Genomic DNA, 15,497 nt, shown 5'->3' with positions numbered 1-15,497 from the left:
AGGGCCTCTCACTCGTGAGGTAGAGACCGCCCTGCCGACCGCCTTCGTGGGGATTACTCTGCCCCCATGAGCGATGTCGACTTCTACGCCGCACGCCTGGACCGCGCCGCCCGCGCGGCCACGCAGGAGGGGCTCGCCGGGCTGATCGTCACACCGGGACCCGACCTCGTATGGCTGTGCGGCTACGAGCCGCCGGCCGTCACCGAGCGGCTGACCGCCCTGCTGCTCGTACCGGGCCGCCGTCCGCAGCTCGTGGTGCCCCAGCTGGAGCGGCCCGACGCCGAACGCGCCCCGGGTGCGGGCGCCTTGGCGGTCACCGGATGGACCGACGGTGAGGACCCGTACGCGGCGGTCGCCAAGTTCCTGGAGGGCCAGGGCCGTTACGGCGTCTCGGACAACGCCTGGGCGCTGCACCTGCTCGCTCTCCAGCGGACCTGCCCCGGGACGGCGTACGGCTCGCTCACCGAGGCGCTGCCCATGCTGCGGGCCGTCAAGGACGCCTACGAGGTGGAGCGCCTGGCTGCCGCGGGAGCAGCCGCGGACGCCACGTACGAGGAGATCATCGACCTGCGGTTCGCGGGCCGGCGGGAGCGCGAGGTGGCGGCGGACCTGGCGCGGCTGCTGCGGGAGAACGGCCACAGCCAGGTGGACTTCACGATCGTCGGCTCGGGCCCCAACGGCGCCAACCCGCACCATGAGGCGGGCGAGCGCGTCATCGAGGACGGTGACATGGTCGTTCTCGACTTCGGCGGTCTGAAGGACGGCTACGGCTCCGACACGACACGTACCGTGCACGTGGGTGAGCCGTCGTCGGAGGAGCGCAAGGTCCACGACCTGGTGCGTGAGGCGCAGCAGGCGGCGTTCGAGGCGGTACGGCCGGGCATCGCGTGCCAGGAGATCGACCGGGTGGCCCGGCAGATCATCCGCCGGGCCGGGTACGGCGAGTACTTCATCCACCGCACCGGCCACGGCATCGGCGTCACCACGCATGAGCCGCCCTACATGGTGGAGGGCGAACACCTGCCCCTGGTGCCGGGGATGTGCTTCTCGATCGAGCCGGGGATCTATCTGCCGGGCCGCTTCGGCGTCCGCATCGAGGACATCGTGGTCTGTACGGAGGCGGGCGCCCGGCGGCTGAACAACACGGCGCGGGAGCTGCGGATCGTGGCCTGACGGGCTCCGCTACAGGGGCCGGTGCATGATGTGCAGCCCTGTGTACGAGCCGTCGGGGAGCCGGAAGCCTTCGGGCACGGTGCCGATGACCGTGAAGCCGAGGGACCGCCACAGGCCGACCGCCCGGGTGTTGGCCTCGACGACCGCGTTGAACTGCATGCCGCGATAGCCCTCGGCGCGCGCCCACGCGACGGTGTGCTCTCCGAGGGCCCGGCCGACGCCGCGACCGGTGTGCTCCGGGGCCACCATGAAGCTGGCGCTGGCGATGTGTGAGCCCCCGCCCATCTGGTTGGGGTTCATCTTGGCGCTGCCGAGAACCGTCCCGTCCTCGTCCACCGCCACGACCGTACGGCCCGGGGCCGTGAGCATCCACCACGCGCGTGCCTGGCCGGACGTCAGGTCGCGGGGGTAGGTGTAGGTGTCCCCGGCGGCGGTGATGGACCGGAAGAACGGCCAGATGGCGTCCCAGTCGGCGGCCTCGGCTTCTCTGATCTGCATGGCCGCCACAATGACGGCCGCGCGCGGGAGCTGCCACCGGTTTTCGCCGGCGCGGCGGGCTCGCGGCTCCGGCCGGCGTTCTGTTCGGCGCTCTGTTCGGCGCTGCGTTCGGCGCTGCGTTCGGCGCGGTTCGGTCCGTGCGCCGCGCGCGGCGCGCTCAGACGGCCCGCATGCGGTGCGGGTCGTAGTCGGGCCCGTACTCGTCCGCCACCGGCGCGTGCTTGGGCGCCCGTGCGCGGATCATCGACCACGCGACCACCGAGGCGAGCAGCATGATGCCCGAGCCCCAGGCGATGGCGACGTTGAAGCCGTGGACGACGCCTTCCTTGACGACGCGGTCCCGCACGGCCGGGGTGATGCCACCGGTGACGGCCGCGGTCTTCATGTGCGCGGCGATGAAGGTGGCGCTCGTGGAGGTGGCGATGGTGTTGAGCAGTGCGGTGCCGATCGAACCGCCCACTTGCTGCGAGGTGTTGACGGTGGCGGAGGTGACGCCCGAGTCGCGGACGGCCACCCCGGACGTGGCGACGTCCATGACGGGCATGAAGATCAGTCCCATGCCGAGGCCGACGAGGATCTCGGCGGGCAGGACGTGCGAGGCGAAGGCGGCCTCGACGGGCAGGAACGTCAGCAGGAACAGCCCGCCGGCGGCGAGGACGGCACCGGGGGCCATCAGCAGGCGCGGCGGCAGGTGGTTCATCAGGCGCGCGGAGATCTGGGTGGAGGAGAAGATGATCGAGGCGGTCATCGGCAGGAAGGCCAGCCCGGTCCTCAGCGGTGAATAACCCAGCACGGCCTGCAGGTAGTAGGTCATGAACAGGAACATCCCGAACATCGCCATGACGGCCAGCGCCATCGTCAGCAGGGCACCGCCCCGGTTGCGGTCACGGATGATGTGCAGGGGCAGCAGGGGGCTGCGGGCCCGCGTCTGCCACCAGGCGAACACGGCGAGCAGCGCGGCGCCGCCGCACAGCAGGCCGAGCACGAGCGGGTCGCTCCAGCCGCGCGGCTGGGCCTCGCTGCACCCGTACACGACGGCCACCAGCCCGCCGCAGCCCAGCACCACGCCGGGGATGTCGAGGCTCGGCCGCCCGGCACGGTCCGGGCGGTGGTCGTGCAGCAGCCAGACGGCCCCGGCCAGCGCGACCAGGGCGATCGGCACGTTGACGTAAAGACACCAGCGCCAGTCCAGGTACTCGGTCAGCAGCCCGCCCATGATGAGTCCGATGGCCGCGCCGCCGCCCGCGATGGCGCCGTAGATGCCGAACGCCTTGCTGCGCTCCTTGAGATCGGTGAACGTCGTCGTCAGCAGCGACAGCGCGGAGGGGGCCAGGACGGCGCCGAAGACACCCTGCAGGGCGCGGGCGAAGAACAGCAGGCCCGAGGTGTGCGCCGCGCCGCCCAGGGCGGAGGCGCCGGCGAAGCCGATGAGGCCGAGGACGAAGGTGCGTTTGCGTCCGATCAGATCGGCGATCCTGCCCCCGAGCAACAGGAGCCCGCCGAAGGCGAGGGTGTAGGCGGTGATGACCCATTGCCGGTTGCTGTCGGACATGTGGAGCTCGCGCTGCGCGGAGGGGAGCGCGATGTTCACGATGGTCGCGTCGAGTACGACCATGAGTTGTGCGAGGGCGATGACCACCAGTCCCCACCAGCGGCGCGGATCGGCTTCCGGCTGGGGGGAACGGGTGGTGGAGGGTATGGGGGGTGGGGGTATGGGGGGTGGGCTCGTCGAGCTCATGAAGTACCTGCTCTCGCGGCCGGCTGCGGGAGGCAGCCGATGGCGTGCAGAAGCTCGCAGTCCAGCGTAGGCCTGCCGGGTGATGCCCGCTCGTCGGCGTGCGGCGTTCGGCGGCCGGGCGGGGGACTTCGACGGGGGGCCCGGTCCTGGTCCTGGTCACCTGGTCTGGTTGGGATCAGGGCAATCAGGGGATCAGGACGACCTTGCCCATCGTTCCGCGTGTCTCCAGTGCCCTGTGCGCGGCGGCGGCTTCGGCGAGCGGGAAGTGCTGCACGACCGGTACGACCTTGCCGGCGGCGGCCTGGGCCAGGGACTCCTCCTCCAGCCGCCGCAGGCCTGTCGGGCCGCCGCCGAATCGTTCCAGCATGGCCGGGCCGAGTACGGACCGCGAGGTGATCGAGCGCTCGGCGAGCCAGCCGGGGTCGAGCTCCAGCGGGCCGCCGCCGGTGATGCCCCGCGCGGACCAGCCGAATACGAGGTGCTGTCCGCCGGGCCCGAGCAGGTCGACGGCCGCGCGGGCGGCGGGCCCGCCGACGCCGTCGAAGACGACCGTGGCGGCCTTTCCCCACAGGGCGGTGCGGGCCCGGTCGGCCCACTCGGAGTCGTCGTAGTCCAGGGCGTGGTCCGCGCCGAGCGCGCTGACGTGCCGGACCTTGGCCGGCCCGCCGGCCAGTCCGACGACCGTGGCGCCCGCGTTCCGGGCGTACTGCACGAGCAGCGAGCCGATGCCCCCGGCCGCCGCGGTGACGATCACGACGTCATCCCGGGTGAGCTCGGTGAAGCCGAGGATGCCCAGCGCGGTACGGCCGGTGCCGATCATGGCGATGGCGTGGTCCTCGCCCAGCCCCTGCGGTATCTCGTGCAGCCTGGCGGCGTCGGTGACGGCACGCTCCGCGTAGCCGCCGCCCGGCGCGTCGGCGCCCAGATGGGCGACCACGCGGCGCCCGAGCCACCGCGCGTCGGTGCCCTCGCCGAGCGCGTCGACGGTTCCGGCGACCTCGCGGCCGGGAACGGCGGGCAGCTCGGGGAGGGGGTACGGGCCGTTGGGGTCGCCGGAGCGCAGGGCGGTGTCGACGAGGTGGACGCCGGCGGCGGAGACGGAGATCCGGACCTGGCCGGGGCCGGGGACGGGCGCGTCGGTCCGCTCGTAGACGAGGTTCTCGGCGGGACCGAAGGCGTGCAGCCGGACGGCGTGCATGGGACTCATGGGGCTCTCCTCGAAGATCGTCGCGGGGACGTCCACGAGTCTTCAACCTCAACCATGGTCGAGGTCAAGGCGTTGTCAGTGCCGTGTGCCACGGTGGGTCGCGTACGGGGCGGGATGCGCACGGAGGGTGACGGGGGCGGCTGGGATGGCGAAGGAGACGGGGATGGCGAAGGAGACGGGGGAGATGGCGAAGGAGGCGGGCATGAGCGGCGGTAGTGGCAGCGGCAGTCGTGGCGGGGGCGGTGTGACGGCTCGGGGCAGGGGGGCCGGGGCGCGCAAGGCGGGGCTGCCGCTCGCCCGGCTGCCCGAGGTGCGGCTGCCGGAGCTGTGCCCGTACGACGGCGGAGAGCTGGCGCCCGAGGGGGACAACGACGGCCTGGAGTTCGCCGATGCCGACTTCGTGGGGCAGGACAGCCGCAGCGCGTACTTCGGGGACTGCGGGTTCAACCGCTGCGCGCTGGACGGGACCCGGCTGAGCCGGTCGCGGTTCGTGGACTGCGTGCTCGACGGCGTGCGAGGGGTGGGCACGGACCTGGCGGAGGCGTCGCTGCGCGACGTGGAGGTGCGCGACGCACGGTTCGGCGGGCTGCAGGTGCACGGCGCGACCTTGGAGCGGGTGCTCTTCAAGGGCGGCAAGATCGACTATCTGAACGCACGGAAGGCCGTGTTCAAGGACGTGACGTTCGACGGCTGTGTGCTGTCCGACGCCGACTTCGCCGGGGCGCGGCTGGAACGGGTCGTCTTCCGCGACTGCGTCCTGCGCGGTGCGGACTTCAGCGGGGTGCGGATGAAGGACGTCGACCTGCGGGAGGTCGTGGAGCTGGGTATCACCGCCGGCATCGAGCGGCTGTCGGGCGCGATCATCAGCCCGGCCCAACTGCTCGAACTGGCCCCGGCCTTCGCGGCTGCCATAGGTCTGCGCGTGGAGGCGCCGGTGGGTGACTGACGCCAGTCGGCCGCTGCCCGTGAGTCGGCCGCCGCCCGTCAGCCGTACGGCACCCCGGGGCTCACATACGCGGGAAGCGGCCCTGCAGGTCCCAGACGACCGGGTTGTCGGCGAGGCCCTCGTGCATGTCGGAGAGATCGGCGATCAGGTCGTGCAGGAAGTCCCGGGCCTCGCGGCGCAGCGCACGGTGGTTGAAGGTCAGCGGCGGCTCGTCGGGTGCCCAGTCGGCGGTGACGTCCACCCAGCCGAAGCGGCGCTCGAAGACCATGCAGTCGGTGGACTCCGTGAAGTCCAGCTCGGCGAACTGGGTGGCCGACGAGCGGTTGCCCCGGGGGTCGCGGTCGATCTGCTCGATGACGTCGCACAGGGCCCAGGCGAAGTCGAGCACCGGCACCCATCCCCAGGCTGTGGACAGCTCCCGGTCCGCCTTCACGTCGGCGAGGTAGACGTCGCCGCAGAACAGGTCGTGCCGCAGGGCGTGGGCATCCGCGGTGCGGTAGTCCGTCTGGGGCGGGTCCGGGAAGCGGCGGGAGAGGGAGTAGCCGAGGTCGATCACGCTTCGATGGTACGGAACGTACGGGTACGGATCGCACGGGTACGGATCGCACGGGTACGGGACCGCACGGGTGCGGACGGGTACGAATGGCGGGGCCCGCGTCCCCGCCGCCGGGTGGGCGGTGGGGACACGGGCGCCGTAGGTCTCCGGGAGGCCGCCGGAAGGGTCCGGGGGCGGAGGGAGGGTTACCTCACGTTGATCGCGGCCCAGGCGGCGGAGACCGCCTTGTACTCGGTGCCGGTGGAGCCGTAGAGGTCCGCGGTGGCCTTGAGGGTGGCGGTGCGGGCGGCCTTGTAGTTGGTGGTGGAGGTGAAGTACGTGGTCAGGGCCTTGTACCAGATCTTGGTGGCCTTGTCCCGGCCGATGCCCGCGACCGTGCTGTTGTTGTAGGTCGGGCTGTTGTAGCTCACGCCGCCGATGACCTTGCTACCGCTGCCCTCGGAGAGCAGGTAGTAGAAGTGGTTGGCGGGGCCGGACGAGTAGTGGACGTCCAGGTTGCCGAGGGAGGAGGACCAGTAGTCCTTGGACCCGCCGTCCTTGCTCGGCTTGTCCATGTAGCGCAGCGGGGTGCCGTCGCCGTTGATGTTGATCTTCTCGCCGATGAGGTAGTCGCCCGGGTCGGTCGAGTTGTTGGCGTAGAACTCGGCGGCGGTGCCGAAGATGTCGGACGTCGCCTCGTTCAGGCCGCCGGACTCACCGCTGTACTTCAGGTTCGCGGTGGCGGAGGTGACGCCGTGGCTCATCTCGTGGGCGGCCACGTCGAGCGAGGTCAGCGGGTTGGCGTTGTTCTCGCCGTCGCCGTACGTCATGCAGAAGCAGTCGTCGTCCCAGAAGGCGTTGACGTAGCCGTTGCCGTAGTGGACGCGGGAGTAGGCGCCCTGGCCGTCGCCCTTGATGCCGCTGCGGCCGAGCACGTTCTTGTAGAAGTCCCAGGTGACGGCCGCGCCGTAGTGCGCGTCGACGCCCGCCTTCTGCCGACCCGCGCCCCAGACGTCGCTGGAGTTGGTGAAGAGCGCGCCGGTGCCGGAGGTGCCCTGGTTCAGGTCGTACGTCTTGTGGCCGCCGCGCGCACCGTCGGTGAGCGTGTAGCCCGAACCCGACTGCGTGGTGGTCAGCGGGACGGTGCCGCTGTAGGTGCTGGTGCCCGAGCCGGTGTGGACGGTCTCGTTCTGGAAGAGCTTCTCGCCGGTGTTCGCGTCGGTGATGACCTTCAGCTTGCTCGGCGTGCCGTCCTTCTGGACGCCGGTGACGGTCGTCTCGTACGCCAGGACCGGCTTGCCCTGCGCGGCCCAGATCACCTTGCGCGGCGCCTGGCCGGTGTCGGCCTTGGCGGTCTTCTCCTCGGCGGCGGCGCTGAGCGCGCTCTTCTTCGCGGCGGAGGGCGCGAGGGACGGGGTCGTGCTGGGCACGGCTATGTCGGCGTCGGTCGCCTTGGTGACGTCGCGGTCACCGTTCTTCTTCTGGTGCACGACCAGGTCGCCGCCGAGCACCGGCAGACCGTCGTAGGTGCGCTCGTAGCGCGTGTGCACCGTTCCGTCCGCGTCCTTGACGACGTCGCGGACGACCAGCTTCTCCTTGCCGTCCAGGCCGATCTTCGACGCGGTCGAGGAGGCCCCGCCCTGCGCGTCTCTGATCGCGGAGGCCCGCTGCTCGGTGGAGAGCGCGAGCTGCTGCCCGCCGTTGCTCTTCTCCGCCGAGGCGTTCGCCGAACCGGTCTGCACACCGATGACGACCATCGTGGCCGAGGCGACGAGGGCGGCGGCGCGCAGGGAGTTCTTGCGGGAGGTGGAGGTGATGCTGCTCAACTCTGGCTCCTATGAGGGGGGTTACGGTCCGCCAGGTGTGAGGCGGACCGCTGGTGCAGGAGTGGTGCAGGAGTGAAGTGAGGAGAGCGTGCCATCAAATGAGCGTGTTTGACAGGGGCGCAACAAGGATTTGATCTATTGGTAAACGATGAGCGGTGGATTGCGTCCGCTATGCGGTGAGTTGAGCGCTATCGAGGATGCGTTCAACTGTCTGCCGTGTAAATGTGGGCATGCGGAAACGATCGAGACGCTTCAGGAGTGCCCGGATGCGATCGCAACTGGGTGCATCGGGCAGGTGGTTGAGGAAGCGGACGGTGTGGCGGATGACGAGGGAGGATACGGGCGTGGAGGTCGTGACGTACATGGAATCCGAGATTCCGTCAGAACTGCGGGCCCGGGCCGCCGCGCTGCGTGAAGAGGCGTGGCCCGGCATGGGTGACAGCCCCCACGACTCCGCACTGCACCCGGTCACCATGCTGCTCGTATCCCCGCAGGGCGAGGTGACGTCGGCGCTCGACGTCCTGTCCAAGGACATCCGGCACGGGGGACACGCCTACCGCGCCGCCGGTCTGAGCGCGGTCGCCACCGCCGGGGCGCACCGGGGCAGAGGACACGGGCGGCAGCTCGTGGCTGCCGCCCGTCGGTTCATCGCGGAAAGCGGTGCGGACGTGGGCCTCTTCACCTGCGACCGACCGCTGCGGGCGTTCTACGAGAGCGCGGGCTGGTCGGTACTGAAGGGCGCCGTCCTGGTCGGCGGTACACCGCAGGAGCCCTTCCCCAGCGACCGGCCGGGATTCGACAAGGTCACCATGGCCGGTTTCTTCACGGAGAGGGCTCTGCGGGGCGCGGATGCGTTCCGGTACAGCCGGATAGGGCTGTACTCGGGCGAGATCGACCGGTTGTGGTGAAGGCGCGGGGCGCCTGGCCCTCGTCACCGCGCGCGGATGCGGCACACGGGCGGTGCGCAAGGGGAGGGCGGTGCGGCCGGGCGGTGCGGCGGGGCGGTGCGGCCGGGCGGTGCGCACGGGCAAGGGCAGTGCCCCCGGGCGGTGCGCACGGGCAGTGCGGCCGGGCGTTCCCGGCTCGTGCCGTCGGCACGGCCGACGGCGTCGCCCGTATCAACTCACGAGCCGACGCCCGGATCGCTCACGAACGAACGCCTTCGTCGGCATCGCGCCGGGCGTCGTGGCGTGACCGGCCCAGGCAGTCTCTTCCTGGGCCAGTGTGCGGGACGACGGGACGACGGGACGACGGGACGAACGGATCAGCGGTCGTCGGTCGGCGGGCGCTCGCGGTCGGTGCCGAGCTGCTCGTTGAGCTTCTGCTGAGCGGTGTCGACCTGGCTCTGGTACTTGTTGCCCGTCCGGGCGTCCAACGCGTCGCCGGCCTTCTCCACGCCTTGCCGGGCCTGGTCCGGGTGGCCCTTGAGCAGACCCTTGAGCTTGTCGAGCATGGACATGACTGTCCTCCTTATGGAACGCCTGACCTCCTCAGGATCGCTGTGTTTCGGCCCGGCCGCATCCCAGGGGGTGGAGGCGCTCGGAGGCCCTCGGGGGGCGTACGGCCGGACCGCCCGCGGCGGGGAACGTTGCTGATCAGTCGAGAGCCAGGACGGCTCGGAGCCGTTGTTCCAGCAGTTCCGCTTCCGCCTCGTCCCCGGCGGTGACCAGATAACTCCATGCGCCGCTCACGGCCGGGTCACCGGCCAGGACGGCCCCCCGGCCCCGGCCGGGGTCGTGGAGCAGGCCGCTCTGCCGCAGTCGGGCCAGGCCTTCGGCAAGGTCGCGGGGAGCCGCGGGGGTGGCGGTTCGCGTGTCGGCGATCCAGACGGTGTCGCCGGGACGGGCGGCCGGGTCCAGGCGACGGGCCAGGTGGTGGAGCGTAGTGGTGCCGGTGCGGCGCAGGTTGCACTCGATGGCGTACAGCTTCCCTGGCGGGGTGAGCCGGGCGTCGATGGAGAACGGGCCGAGGTAGCCGCGCGCAGCCAGGTGGTCTCCCAGCCGCCGGGCCATACCCGTCAGTTCCTCGCGCACGCCTGCCGGGGCGTGCAGCGGTGAGCGGTAGCCGTGGAACTGCGCGTTCGAGGTACGCATCTGCCCGTCGTAGAGCACCTGTGTGCCGTGCGGCTCGACCGCCGCCTGCACGCTGACATCACGGGCCGGGGCGATGCACTCCTCGACCACCCAGCCGCTGGACTGGTGCAACACCGCCGCCAGATGGCCGGCGAGTGTGTGCCTCACCTGGTGCCACGGGCCGCGGGGCAGCCGCAGCACTCCGTAGCCGTTGGCCGACCGGGCCGGCTTGACGATCAGGTCGTGACGAGGCGCCGACAGTTCGCGGACGGCCGCGTACAGCTCGTCCTCGTCGCCGCAGACGTGGCCGTCGGGAACGCGGATGCCCAGAGCGGCCGCGGTGTCGCGGAATCCGCTCTTGGTGTTCAGCCGGTAGGCCGCCTCCAGCGTCTGCTCGCTCACCCCGCCCGGTCCGTACGGATGCAGGGGGACGCCGAGCTCGGTGGCGAGGCGGACAGTCGGCCGGTCCAGCGCGTAGGGCAGCATCCGCATCCCGGGGCGCTCGGCCGCGAGCGCCCGGAGGCGGTCCGTGAGCCCGGCTCGCCGGATGCCTTCGGCGAGGGTGCGTTCCGTCGCGTCCGGCACGGTCAGCGTCACGACATCGGCCGGTGCGAAGCCGAGCACCTCACAGGCATAGGCCAGAAAGGCGGCCGGCACGGTGACTGCGGAGAGCACGACGTCGCCGGGCTCCGTGAGCCAGACCTTCCGTGGTGACTGCAGTACCGCTTCCGCTGCGAGGGTCGGCGGCAGGGTGTCCGCTATCGTCTCGTTGATCCGGTTGGCGAGGATGAGCCATGGGGTGCCGCGCCCGGTCACGGATGCCCCGTGAGGGTGGCGCGCCCGGTGCGGCTGTCGTGGTCGCTGTGGCTGGCGTGCTCGGCGTGACTGTCATGCCCGCCATGACTGTCATGTCCGCCGTGACTGTCGTGGTGAGCGTGACTGTCGTGTCTGCCGCGACCGTCATGTCCGCCGCGACCGTCATGCCCGTCGTGGCTGTCATGCTCGCCGCCGTCGCCACGTTCGCCGAAGCGGGCGAGGCGGCCGGCGACGTCCTCACTGTGGACACGCACCACCTGCTGCAGGGCGTACTCCGCCATGTACGCCTGGAACGCGTGCGGCGGTTCCTCGGCCAGGCAGAGCATGCGCCGGTTCGCCGGTACGGCGCGATCGTCGAGCCGGTCCAGGGCGCGTCCGACCGCCGCGTCCATGCTCTGCGGCTCCACCACCTCGTCGAAGAACACCCGGGCGTCGTCCTCGCCCGCCCAGATCCGGCGGCCGCCCAGAATCAGCTGGCGTGCCAGGCGGCCGCCCACCTTCCGGCCCAGCCGTAGGTTGGCGGCGCCCGGCACGATGCCCTCCTGCGCCGCGGGCAGACTCACATAGCTGTCCGTCCCGGCCAGCACGTGATCGAACAGCGGGAGCAGCTGTGCGCCCCCGCCGATGGCGAACGTGTCCACAACGGCCAGCGCGGGCTTGGTGACCGTGCGGTCCGGCCATGCCTCCGCCTCGTCGTCGAGCACGATGCCCCGCATCAGCTTGTGCACGTAGCCGAGTTCCCTGCGCAGGAAGAAGGCGAGGAAGGAGATGCGCCCCCGGCGGAGATCCTTGAGGTCGATCCCGGAGCTGAACACGCGCCGCCCCGAGTACCGGGGATGCGTCATGGGACCGCCGCGCAGGGCCACCACCTGTACGCCGTCGTCCAGCAGAGCGAGATCGACGGCCGTCTCCATGGCCTCCACGGAGGCGTCGTTCTCGGCGTTCAGGCTGTGCGGCCGGCAGAGCGTCAGGTGCGCGGCGGACCCGTGTCGTTCGACGGTCACCGCGCCCAGGTCGAGATGTCCGCACCGCTGGAATTCGGGCAGCAGTTCCTTCGCGCGGGGTGTGGGGCGCAGCATCGCGTCCAACAGGTGCGGCCCGCAGCGGTGGGAGCGCAGCAGCGCGTGGAAGAAGACGCCCTGCGCGATCTCGCGGCCTTCTCTGTCCGCCTGTGCCAGGGCATGTTCGGCGGCGACCTGCCGGCGGCTGGGCACCAGGCCGGGGAAGAGCGCTGCGGCGGCGTACGCGACATCGTCCAGCCGGTGGTGTACCCGCCGGTCCTCCGTGAGGTCCTCGTACACCTGGTCGACGTGCAGTTCCAGGAACCGCGCGCGCAGCGAGTGACACGCCTGATGGATCGCACGGGCCGCCTGCCGCTGCCCGGGCTCCCGCCCGGCCGGCGCGGGCAGGCGGGCGAGCAGGCCCTCCGCGGCGGTCGTGTGCGATTCGAGCGCTGCACCGTCCTTGCGCAGGTCACCTGCGAGAGCGGGCACCGCCCGCCGCCACCTCTCCACAGCGTCGGACGTCACCACCCGGCCTCACTCCGCCGGTCTGGTGCGGAGACGGCCGGGACAGGCGCGGCGACGACGCCTGCGAGCACTGCGGCGGCGATGCGGAGCATGGGCGAGTTCCTCTTCGCACGGTGGTCGGTCAATCTGGCGCACCCGATCCTGACGTACCGCGGCGCGTCCTCGTCGTTCGCCATCCGGGCCGTCACCCCACGGCGTGGCGCCGAAGCGTCCCCCCTCGTGCATTCGGCGGAAGGCCACCACCGGCAGGTCCTCGTCGTCCGGGCCGGGGCGGCCGGAAAATACGTAGACCAAGATCGGCGCCCTGTGATGGCGTGTGACCTGTGTGCACATGCGCTCATGCATCGTCATCCCAGGAAGAGACCTCAATGAACGCGATGAAGCTGCCCCGCACCACCCGTCTGACCGGTGCCGCGGTGGCCGCCCTCGTGGTCACCGCGGGCGCGGTGGCCGTGGCGTCTCCCGCCGCTGCGAAGTCCCACAACGTGGTCATCGACAAGGTCACCCTCGGCACGCCGGGCCCGACGCCCGTCGAGGCCGACCTCACCTACACCTGTGACACGGGCTCGGGTCTCGACCTGCAGGTCACCGTGACGGGCCCCGCCCGCACGGGCAGTGCCCCGGCCGTCGCGGCCGCCACGGTCCTCAACAAGGACCTCACCTGCGACTACACCCCGCACACCACACACCTGAAGCTGCGCTCCCTGACGGGCAAGGCGTTCGCCAAGGGCGACCGCGTGTGGGTCTCCGCGGGTTACCCGCTGAAGGACGGCGCCATCCTCGGGTCCGAGAAGTCCGTCACGCTGTAACTCCCCTGCGGGTCCGGCAGGTCCGGCTGGTTCGTGCGGAGGCCGTGCGGCCGGATGCGCTTGTGGTCAGGGGCCCGGGAAGGCCCGGGTCCGGGTCCGCAGGACGCTCCGGCGCACGGCCTCCGCCACGTTCCGGGCCGCCCGCCGGTCCGCCGCGCGGCGGACCCGGTCGGAGGGGGTGACCGCACTGGCCAGCCCCGGGGGCCGCAGCGCACCGTAGTCCGAGAAACGTCGCGTGCCGCATTGCGCGCAGCGCGACTCCCCTCCCGAGTGCGTCCAGCCCGACCGATGCGGGCAGTTGTCGACCAGGCGCCCTGCGGCGTAGGCGGTGCGCCGGGTCATGAGATCTTCACCTCCGGCAGCAGATGGGCCGAGCGGAAGTGCCCGCGCACGGCGACCGTGGCGTCCACGACCGTCGCCTCGTCGCCGCCCGCCACGGCCGCCCGCCGTGCCGCCTCCAGCTCGGCGCAGTCCCTGCACCCCACCGGGGACGCGGCCGGGCCGCCCCGGATGCCGGCCGCCTCGCGCTCCCGCCGCGTCGCCAGCCGCAACGCCTGCTCCGGAACCTCCCACTCCTGGCCGCCCCCGGGCCTCCTCACCTGGACGCGCGGCCCCACGTTGCCCATCACTTGCGCGAGCGTTGCGCTACGCGTGTCCACCACGTATGCGCCTTCGCGGTAAGTCACGGAATTTCCCCTTCGGGTTGTGCGTGCTGTGTGCCCTTTCAGAGTTGCGGTTCGGGGCTACGCTCAACAGGGGGGTGAGCTCTACAAGGGCTCTGTAGCGAAGGGGAGTTAGCCTGTGGCCAATGATCCGGCGGGGCCGTGGCGGTACGGCCAGCAGAAGGTCGGCTGGGAGTTCTTCGGCTCCGAGCTGAAGCGGCACCGGGAGGCCGCGGGGCTTACGCAGCAGGAGCTGGGCAGACGCGTGATCTGCTCCGGTTCGTACATCGGCCAGTTCGAGACGGGTACGCGTAAGCCGCAGCTGGATGTCGCACAGCGGATCGACGCGGAGCTGAAGTCGGACGGGTTCTTCGCTCGGATGTGCAAGAGGTTGATCGACAGTTCGCCGTTTGCTGATTACTTCGCGGAAGCGGCATATCTTCAAGGCCTGGCGGCGTGCATTCGGGAGTACGCCCCAACATTCGTGCCCGGCGTGCTCCAGACCGCGGCCTACGCCCGCGCTGTCTTTCTTGGCGGGTTCCCCTTCGCCCCGGAAGAGAAGATCCAGTCCTGGGTGGATGCCCGCCTGGAGCGCGCCCGCATTCTCGAACATCCAACAAGGCCGTTGTTGTGGGTCATCCTGGATGAGTGCGTCATTCGACGCAGGACCGGTGGTGGTCTCGTGATGGGCGAACAGTTGATGCACCTGGTGGCTCTGGTGCGGAAGCGCCGGGTTGGTGTGCAGGTGCTGCCCTTCGAAGCAGGCGCCCCGGCGCTGGGCGGAGCACTCAGCCTGATGGCCTTTGACGACGCCCCTCCGGTGGCCTATACGGAGGGGCCCAAGGTCGGCAATTTGATGGACGATCCAGCGCTGGTGAGCGAGTCCGAGTGCGCATACGCCCTTGCCAGGGCATCTGCGCTTTCCCTGGAGGCGTCCGTGTCCCTGATCCAGTCGGTGGCAGAGGAGTACATGGATGAGCGCGAGGCGTGATCTGAGGACTGCGGCATGGCGCAAGAGCAGTTACAGCGGGCCGGGTAACGGCACGGGCGGCGACAACTGCCTCGAAGTTGCCGACCACATACCCGGCTTAGTCCCCGTCCGGGACAGTAAGTACCCCCACAGCCCCGCCCTGGTCTTCCCGGCCCCGGCCTGGGCCGCATTCGTAGCCCGGCTGCGGTAGCGGCGAGGTACTGAGACGCGGCTCGCGGGCGGCGTGTCCGTACGATGGGCCCATGACCAGTACCCGGCAGTCGGCCCGCCCCCTCGGGGCGCGCTTCGTGCTGCTGGTGCTGGCCGTCCTGGCCGGGATCGTGGCCATGCATGGCCTGGGGCCCGGCGGGGCGATGCCCGCGCACGGGACCGTTGCTGGGGGCGTCACCGCCCATGATGCCGCGGGCGGATGCCACCACGTCACCCCGGACGGCAGCCGCGGCGGTCACATTGATCACGCCGACGCCACATGCGCGGCGGTCGGAATCAGTGGCGGCCCGGAGCTGCCCGCTCCCGCCGCGACGGTGATCGATGAGGCACCGGTGTTCAGGCCCGCCGCCTGGTGGGGCGTTCCGGCTTCCGGGGGCCGGGCGCCTCCGTCCCTCTCCGAGCTTCAACTCCTGCGCATATAGGCGCGCCCGTGGTGTCCGCCGCCGGTTTCCGGTGAGCGGCTGCCGCGTTCGGCATGCCCGTTT

17 protein-coding genes are annotated in these 15,497 nt (G+C 71.1%); 7 read left to right on the top strand and 10 right to left on the bottom strand.

From position 1 onward, the window contains the following. The first annotated feature begins 66 nt into the window (after nucleotides 1-66). A complete protein-coding gene (locus AB0F13_RS26060) occupies nucleotides 67-1,173 on the top strand; it encodes an aminopeptidase P family protein (protein ID WP_362087031.1) in 1,107 nt (368 codons plus the stop codon). A gap of 9 nt (nucleotides 1,174-1,182) precedes the next feature. Here the strand turns inward: AB0F13_RS26060 and AB0F13_RS26055 are convergent, their stop codons facing one another. From AB0F13_RS26055 to AB0F13_RS26045, 3 genes are all read right to left on the bottom strand, one after another. Next, nucleotides 1,183-1,671, bottom strand: a complete 489-nt coding sequence (locus AB0F13_RS26055) for a GNAT family N-acetyltransferase (RefSeq protein ID WP_362087028.1) — start codon at nucleotides 1,669-1,671, stop codon at nucleotides 1,183-1,185. Nucleotides 1,672-1,828: 157 nt separating this feature from the next. After that, nucleotides 1,829-3,409 carry an MFS transporter gene (locus AB0F13_RS26050; protein WP_362087025.1) on the bottom strand — a complete coding sequence of 527 codons (1,581 nt, stop codon included), beginning with the start codon at nucleotides 3,407-3,409 and terminating at the stop codon, nucleotides 1,829-1,831. A gap of 184 nt (nucleotides 3,410-3,593) precedes the next feature. Further along, on the bottom strand, nucleotides 3,594-4,607 hold the full coding sequence (locus tag AB0F13_RS26045) for a zinc-binding dehydrogenase (RefSeq protein WP_362087092.1): 1,014 nt from the start codon (nucleotides 4,605-4,607) through the stop codon (nucleotides 3,594-3,596). A gap of 295 nt (nucleotides 4,608-4,902) precedes the next feature. Here AB0F13_RS26045 and AB0F13_RS26040 point away from each other — a divergent pair, with 295 nt between their 5' ends. Continuing rightward, nucleotides 4,903-5,562 (top strand): pentapeptide repeat-containing protein, encoded by a 660-nt coding sequence (locus AB0F13_RS26040; RefSeq protein WP_362087089.1) that lies wholly within the window; start codon nucleotides 4,903-4,905, stop codon nucleotides 5,560-5,562. Nucleotides 5,563-5,623: 61 nt separating this feature from the next. Here AB0F13_RS26040 and AB0F13_RS26035 read toward each other — a convergent pair whose 3' ends face one another. Together AB0F13_RS26035 and AB0F13_RS26030 are read right to left on the bottom strand one after the other, a co-directional pair. Then, a complete protein-coding gene (locus tag AB0F13_RS26035) occupies nucleotides 5,624-6,118 on the bottom strand; it encodes a hypothetical protein (protein ID WP_362087022.1) in 495 nt (164 codons plus the stop codon). 185 nt (nucleotides 6,119-6,303) lie between these two features. Continuing rightward, complete coding sequence (locus tag AB0F13_RS26030) at nucleotides 6,304-7,923, bottom strand: M4 family metallopeptidase (protein ID WP_362087019.1); 1,620 nt, start codon at nucleotides 7,921-7,923, stop codon at nucleotides 6,304-6,306. Nucleotides 7,924-8,246: 323 nt separating this feature from the next. Here AB0F13_RS26030 and AB0F13_RS26025 point away from each other — a divergent pair, with 323 nt between their 5' ends. After that, complete coding sequence (locus tag AB0F13_RS26025) at nucleotides 8,247-8,831, top strand: GNAT family N-acetyltransferase (RefSeq protein ID WP_362087016.1); 585 nt, start codon at nucleotides 8,247-8,249, stop codon at nucleotides 8,829-8,831. Between the two features lie 356 nt (nucleotides 8,832-9,187). Here the strand turns inward: AB0F13_RS26025 and AB0F13_RS26020 are convergent, their stop codons facing one another. The 3 genes from AB0F13_RS26020 to dpgC all read right to left on the bottom strand — a co-directional run bounded on the left by AB0F13_RS26020 (nucleotide 9,188) and on the right by dpgC (nucleotide 12,304). Next, on the bottom strand, nucleotides 9,188-9,382 hold the full coding sequence (locus tag AB0F13_RS26020; RefSeq protein WP_362087013.1) for an antitoxin: 195 nt from the start codon (nucleotides 9,380-9,382) through the stop codon (nucleotides 9,188-9,190). Between the two features lie 136 nt (nucleotides 9,383-9,518). Beyond that, nucleotides 9,519-10,811, bottom strand: a complete 1,293-nt coding sequence (locus AB0F13_RS26015) for a peptide ligase PGM1-related protein (protein ID WP_362087010.1) — start codon at nucleotides 10,809-10,811, stop codon at nucleotides 9,519-9,521. Continuing rightward, complete coding sequence (dpgC, locus tag AB0F13_RS26010; protein WP_362087007.1) at nucleotides 10,808-12,304, bottom strand: (3,5-dihydroxyphenyl)acetyl-CoA 1,2-dioxygenase DpgC; 1,497 nt, start codon at nucleotides 12,302-12,304, stop codon at nucleotides 10,808-10,810. The genes AB0F13_RS26015 and dpgC overlap by 4 nt, the downstream gene beginning before the upstream one ends. Nucleotides 12,305-12,708: 404 nt before the next feature. Between dpgC and AB0F13_RS26005 the strand changes: the two genes are divergently transcribed. Beyond that, the gene (locus AB0F13_RS26005; protein ID WP_362087004.1) at nucleotides 12,709-13,149 is read left to right on the top strand and encodes a hypothetical protein; all 441 of its coding nucleotides are present in this window, start codon (nucleotides 12,709-12,711) and stop codon (nucleotides 13,147-13,149) included. A 66-nt stretch (nucleotides 13,150-13,215) separates the two neighbouring features. On the opposite strand, the gene AB0F13_RS26000 is transcribed toward AB0F13_RS26005, so the two are convergent. Together AB0F13_RS26000 and AB0F13_RS25995 are read right to left on the bottom strand one after the other, a co-directional pair. Next, complete coding sequence (locus AB0F13_RS26000; RefSeq protein WP_362087001.1) at nucleotides 13,216-13,491, bottom strand: DUF6255 family natural product biosynthesis protein; 276 nt, start codon at nucleotides 13,489-13,491, stop codon at nucleotides 13,216-13,218. Beyond that, the gene (locus AB0F13_RS25995; protein WP_362086998.1) at nucleotides 13,488-13,835 is read right to left on the bottom strand and encodes a hypothetical protein; all 348 of its coding nucleotides are present in this window, start codon (nucleotides 13,833-13,835) and stop codon (nucleotides 13,488-13,490) included. Before AB0F13_RS25995 ends, AB0F13_RS26000 begins: the two co-directional genes overlap by 4 nt. Nucleotides 13,836-13,950: 115 nt before the next feature. Between AB0F13_RS25995 and AB0F13_RS25990 the strand changes: the two genes are divergently transcribed. The 3 genes from AB0F13_RS25990 to AB0F13_RS25980 are packed head-to-tail and all read left to right on the top strand — an operon-like array spanning nucleotide 13,951 to nucleotide 15,434. Beyond that, on the top strand, nucleotides 13,951-14,802 hold the full coding sequence (locus AB0F13_RS25990) for a helix-turn-helix transcriptional regulator (protein ID WP_362086995.1): 852 nt from the start codon (nucleotides 13,951-13,953) through the stop codon (nucleotides 14,800-14,802). Continuing rightward, nucleotides 14,786-14,992 carry a DUF397 domain-containing protein gene (locus AB0F13_RS25985; protein WP_362086992.1) on the top strand — a complete coding sequence of 69 codons (207 nt, stop codon included), beginning with the start codon at nucleotides 14,786-14,788 and terminating at the stop codon, nucleotides 14,990-14,992. The genes AB0F13_RS25990 and AB0F13_RS25985 overlap by 17 nt, the downstream gene beginning before the upstream one ends. 52 nt (nucleotides 14,993-15,044) lie before the next feature. Next, nucleotides 15,045-15,434, top strand: coding sequence for a DUF6153 family protein (locus AB0F13_RS25980; protein ID WP_362086989.1), 390 nt, complete (start codon nucleotides 15,045-15,047; stop codon nucleotides 15,432-15,434). Nucleotides 15,435-15,497 lie beyond the last annotated feature (63 nt).

This window comes from Streptomyces sp. NPDC026206 (assembly GCF_040638465.1).
Taxonomy (GTDB): Bacteria; Actinomycetota; Actinomycetes; order Streptomycetales; family Streptomycetaceae; genus Streptomyces.
The sequence above is the reverse complement of the archived record's forward strand: the minus strand, read 5'-3'. Positions and strand labels throughout refer to the sequence as shown.

What these genes read in the sequence shown, in the direction of transcription:
- AB0F13_RS25985 (WP_362086992.1), top strand. Translation starts at nt 14,786, where the DNA reads ATGAGCGCGAGGCGTGATCTGAGGACTGCGGCATGGCGCAAGAGCAGT.
- AB0F13_RS26060 (WP_362087031.1), top strand. Translation starts at nt 67, where the DNA reads ATGAGCGATGTCGACTTCTACGCCGCACGCCTGGACCGCGCCGCCCGC.
- AB0F13_RS26045 (WP_362087092.1), bottom strand. Translation starts at nt 4,607, where the DNA reads ATGCACGCCGTCCGGCTGCACGCCTTCGGTCCCGCCGAGAACCTCGTC.
- AB0F13_RS26050 (WP_362087025.1), bottom strand. Translation starts at nt 3,409, where the DNA reads ATGAGCTCGACGAGCCCACCCCCCATACCCCCACCCCCCATACCCTCC.
- AB0F13_RS26000 (WP_362087001.1), bottom strand. Translation starts at nt 13,491, where the DNA reads ATGACCCGGCGCACCGCCTACGCCGCAGGGCGCCTGGTCGACAACTGC.
- AB0F13_RS26055 (WP_362087028.1), bottom strand. Translation starts at nt 1,671, where the DNA reads ATGCAGATCAGAGAAGCCGAGGCCGCCGACTGGGACGCCATCTGGCCG.
- AB0F13_RS26025 (WP_362087016.1), top strand. Translation starts at nt 8,247, where the DNA reads ATGACGAGGGAGGATACGGGCGTGGAGGTCGTGACGTACATGGAATCC.
- AB0F13_RS26020 (WP_362087013.1), bottom strand. Translation starts at nt 9,382, where the DNA reads ATGTCCATGCTCGACAAGCTCAAGGGTCTGCTCAAGGGCCACCCGGAC.
- AB0F13_RS26005 (WP_362087004.1), top strand. Translation starts at nt 12,709, where the DNA reads ATGAACGCGATGAAGCTGCCCCGCACCACCCGTCTGACCGGTGCCGCG.
- AB0F13_RS25980 (WP_362086989.1), top strand. Translation starts at nt 15,045, where the DNA reads ATGACCAGTACCCGGCAGTCGGCCCGCCCCCTCGGGGCGCGCTTCGTG.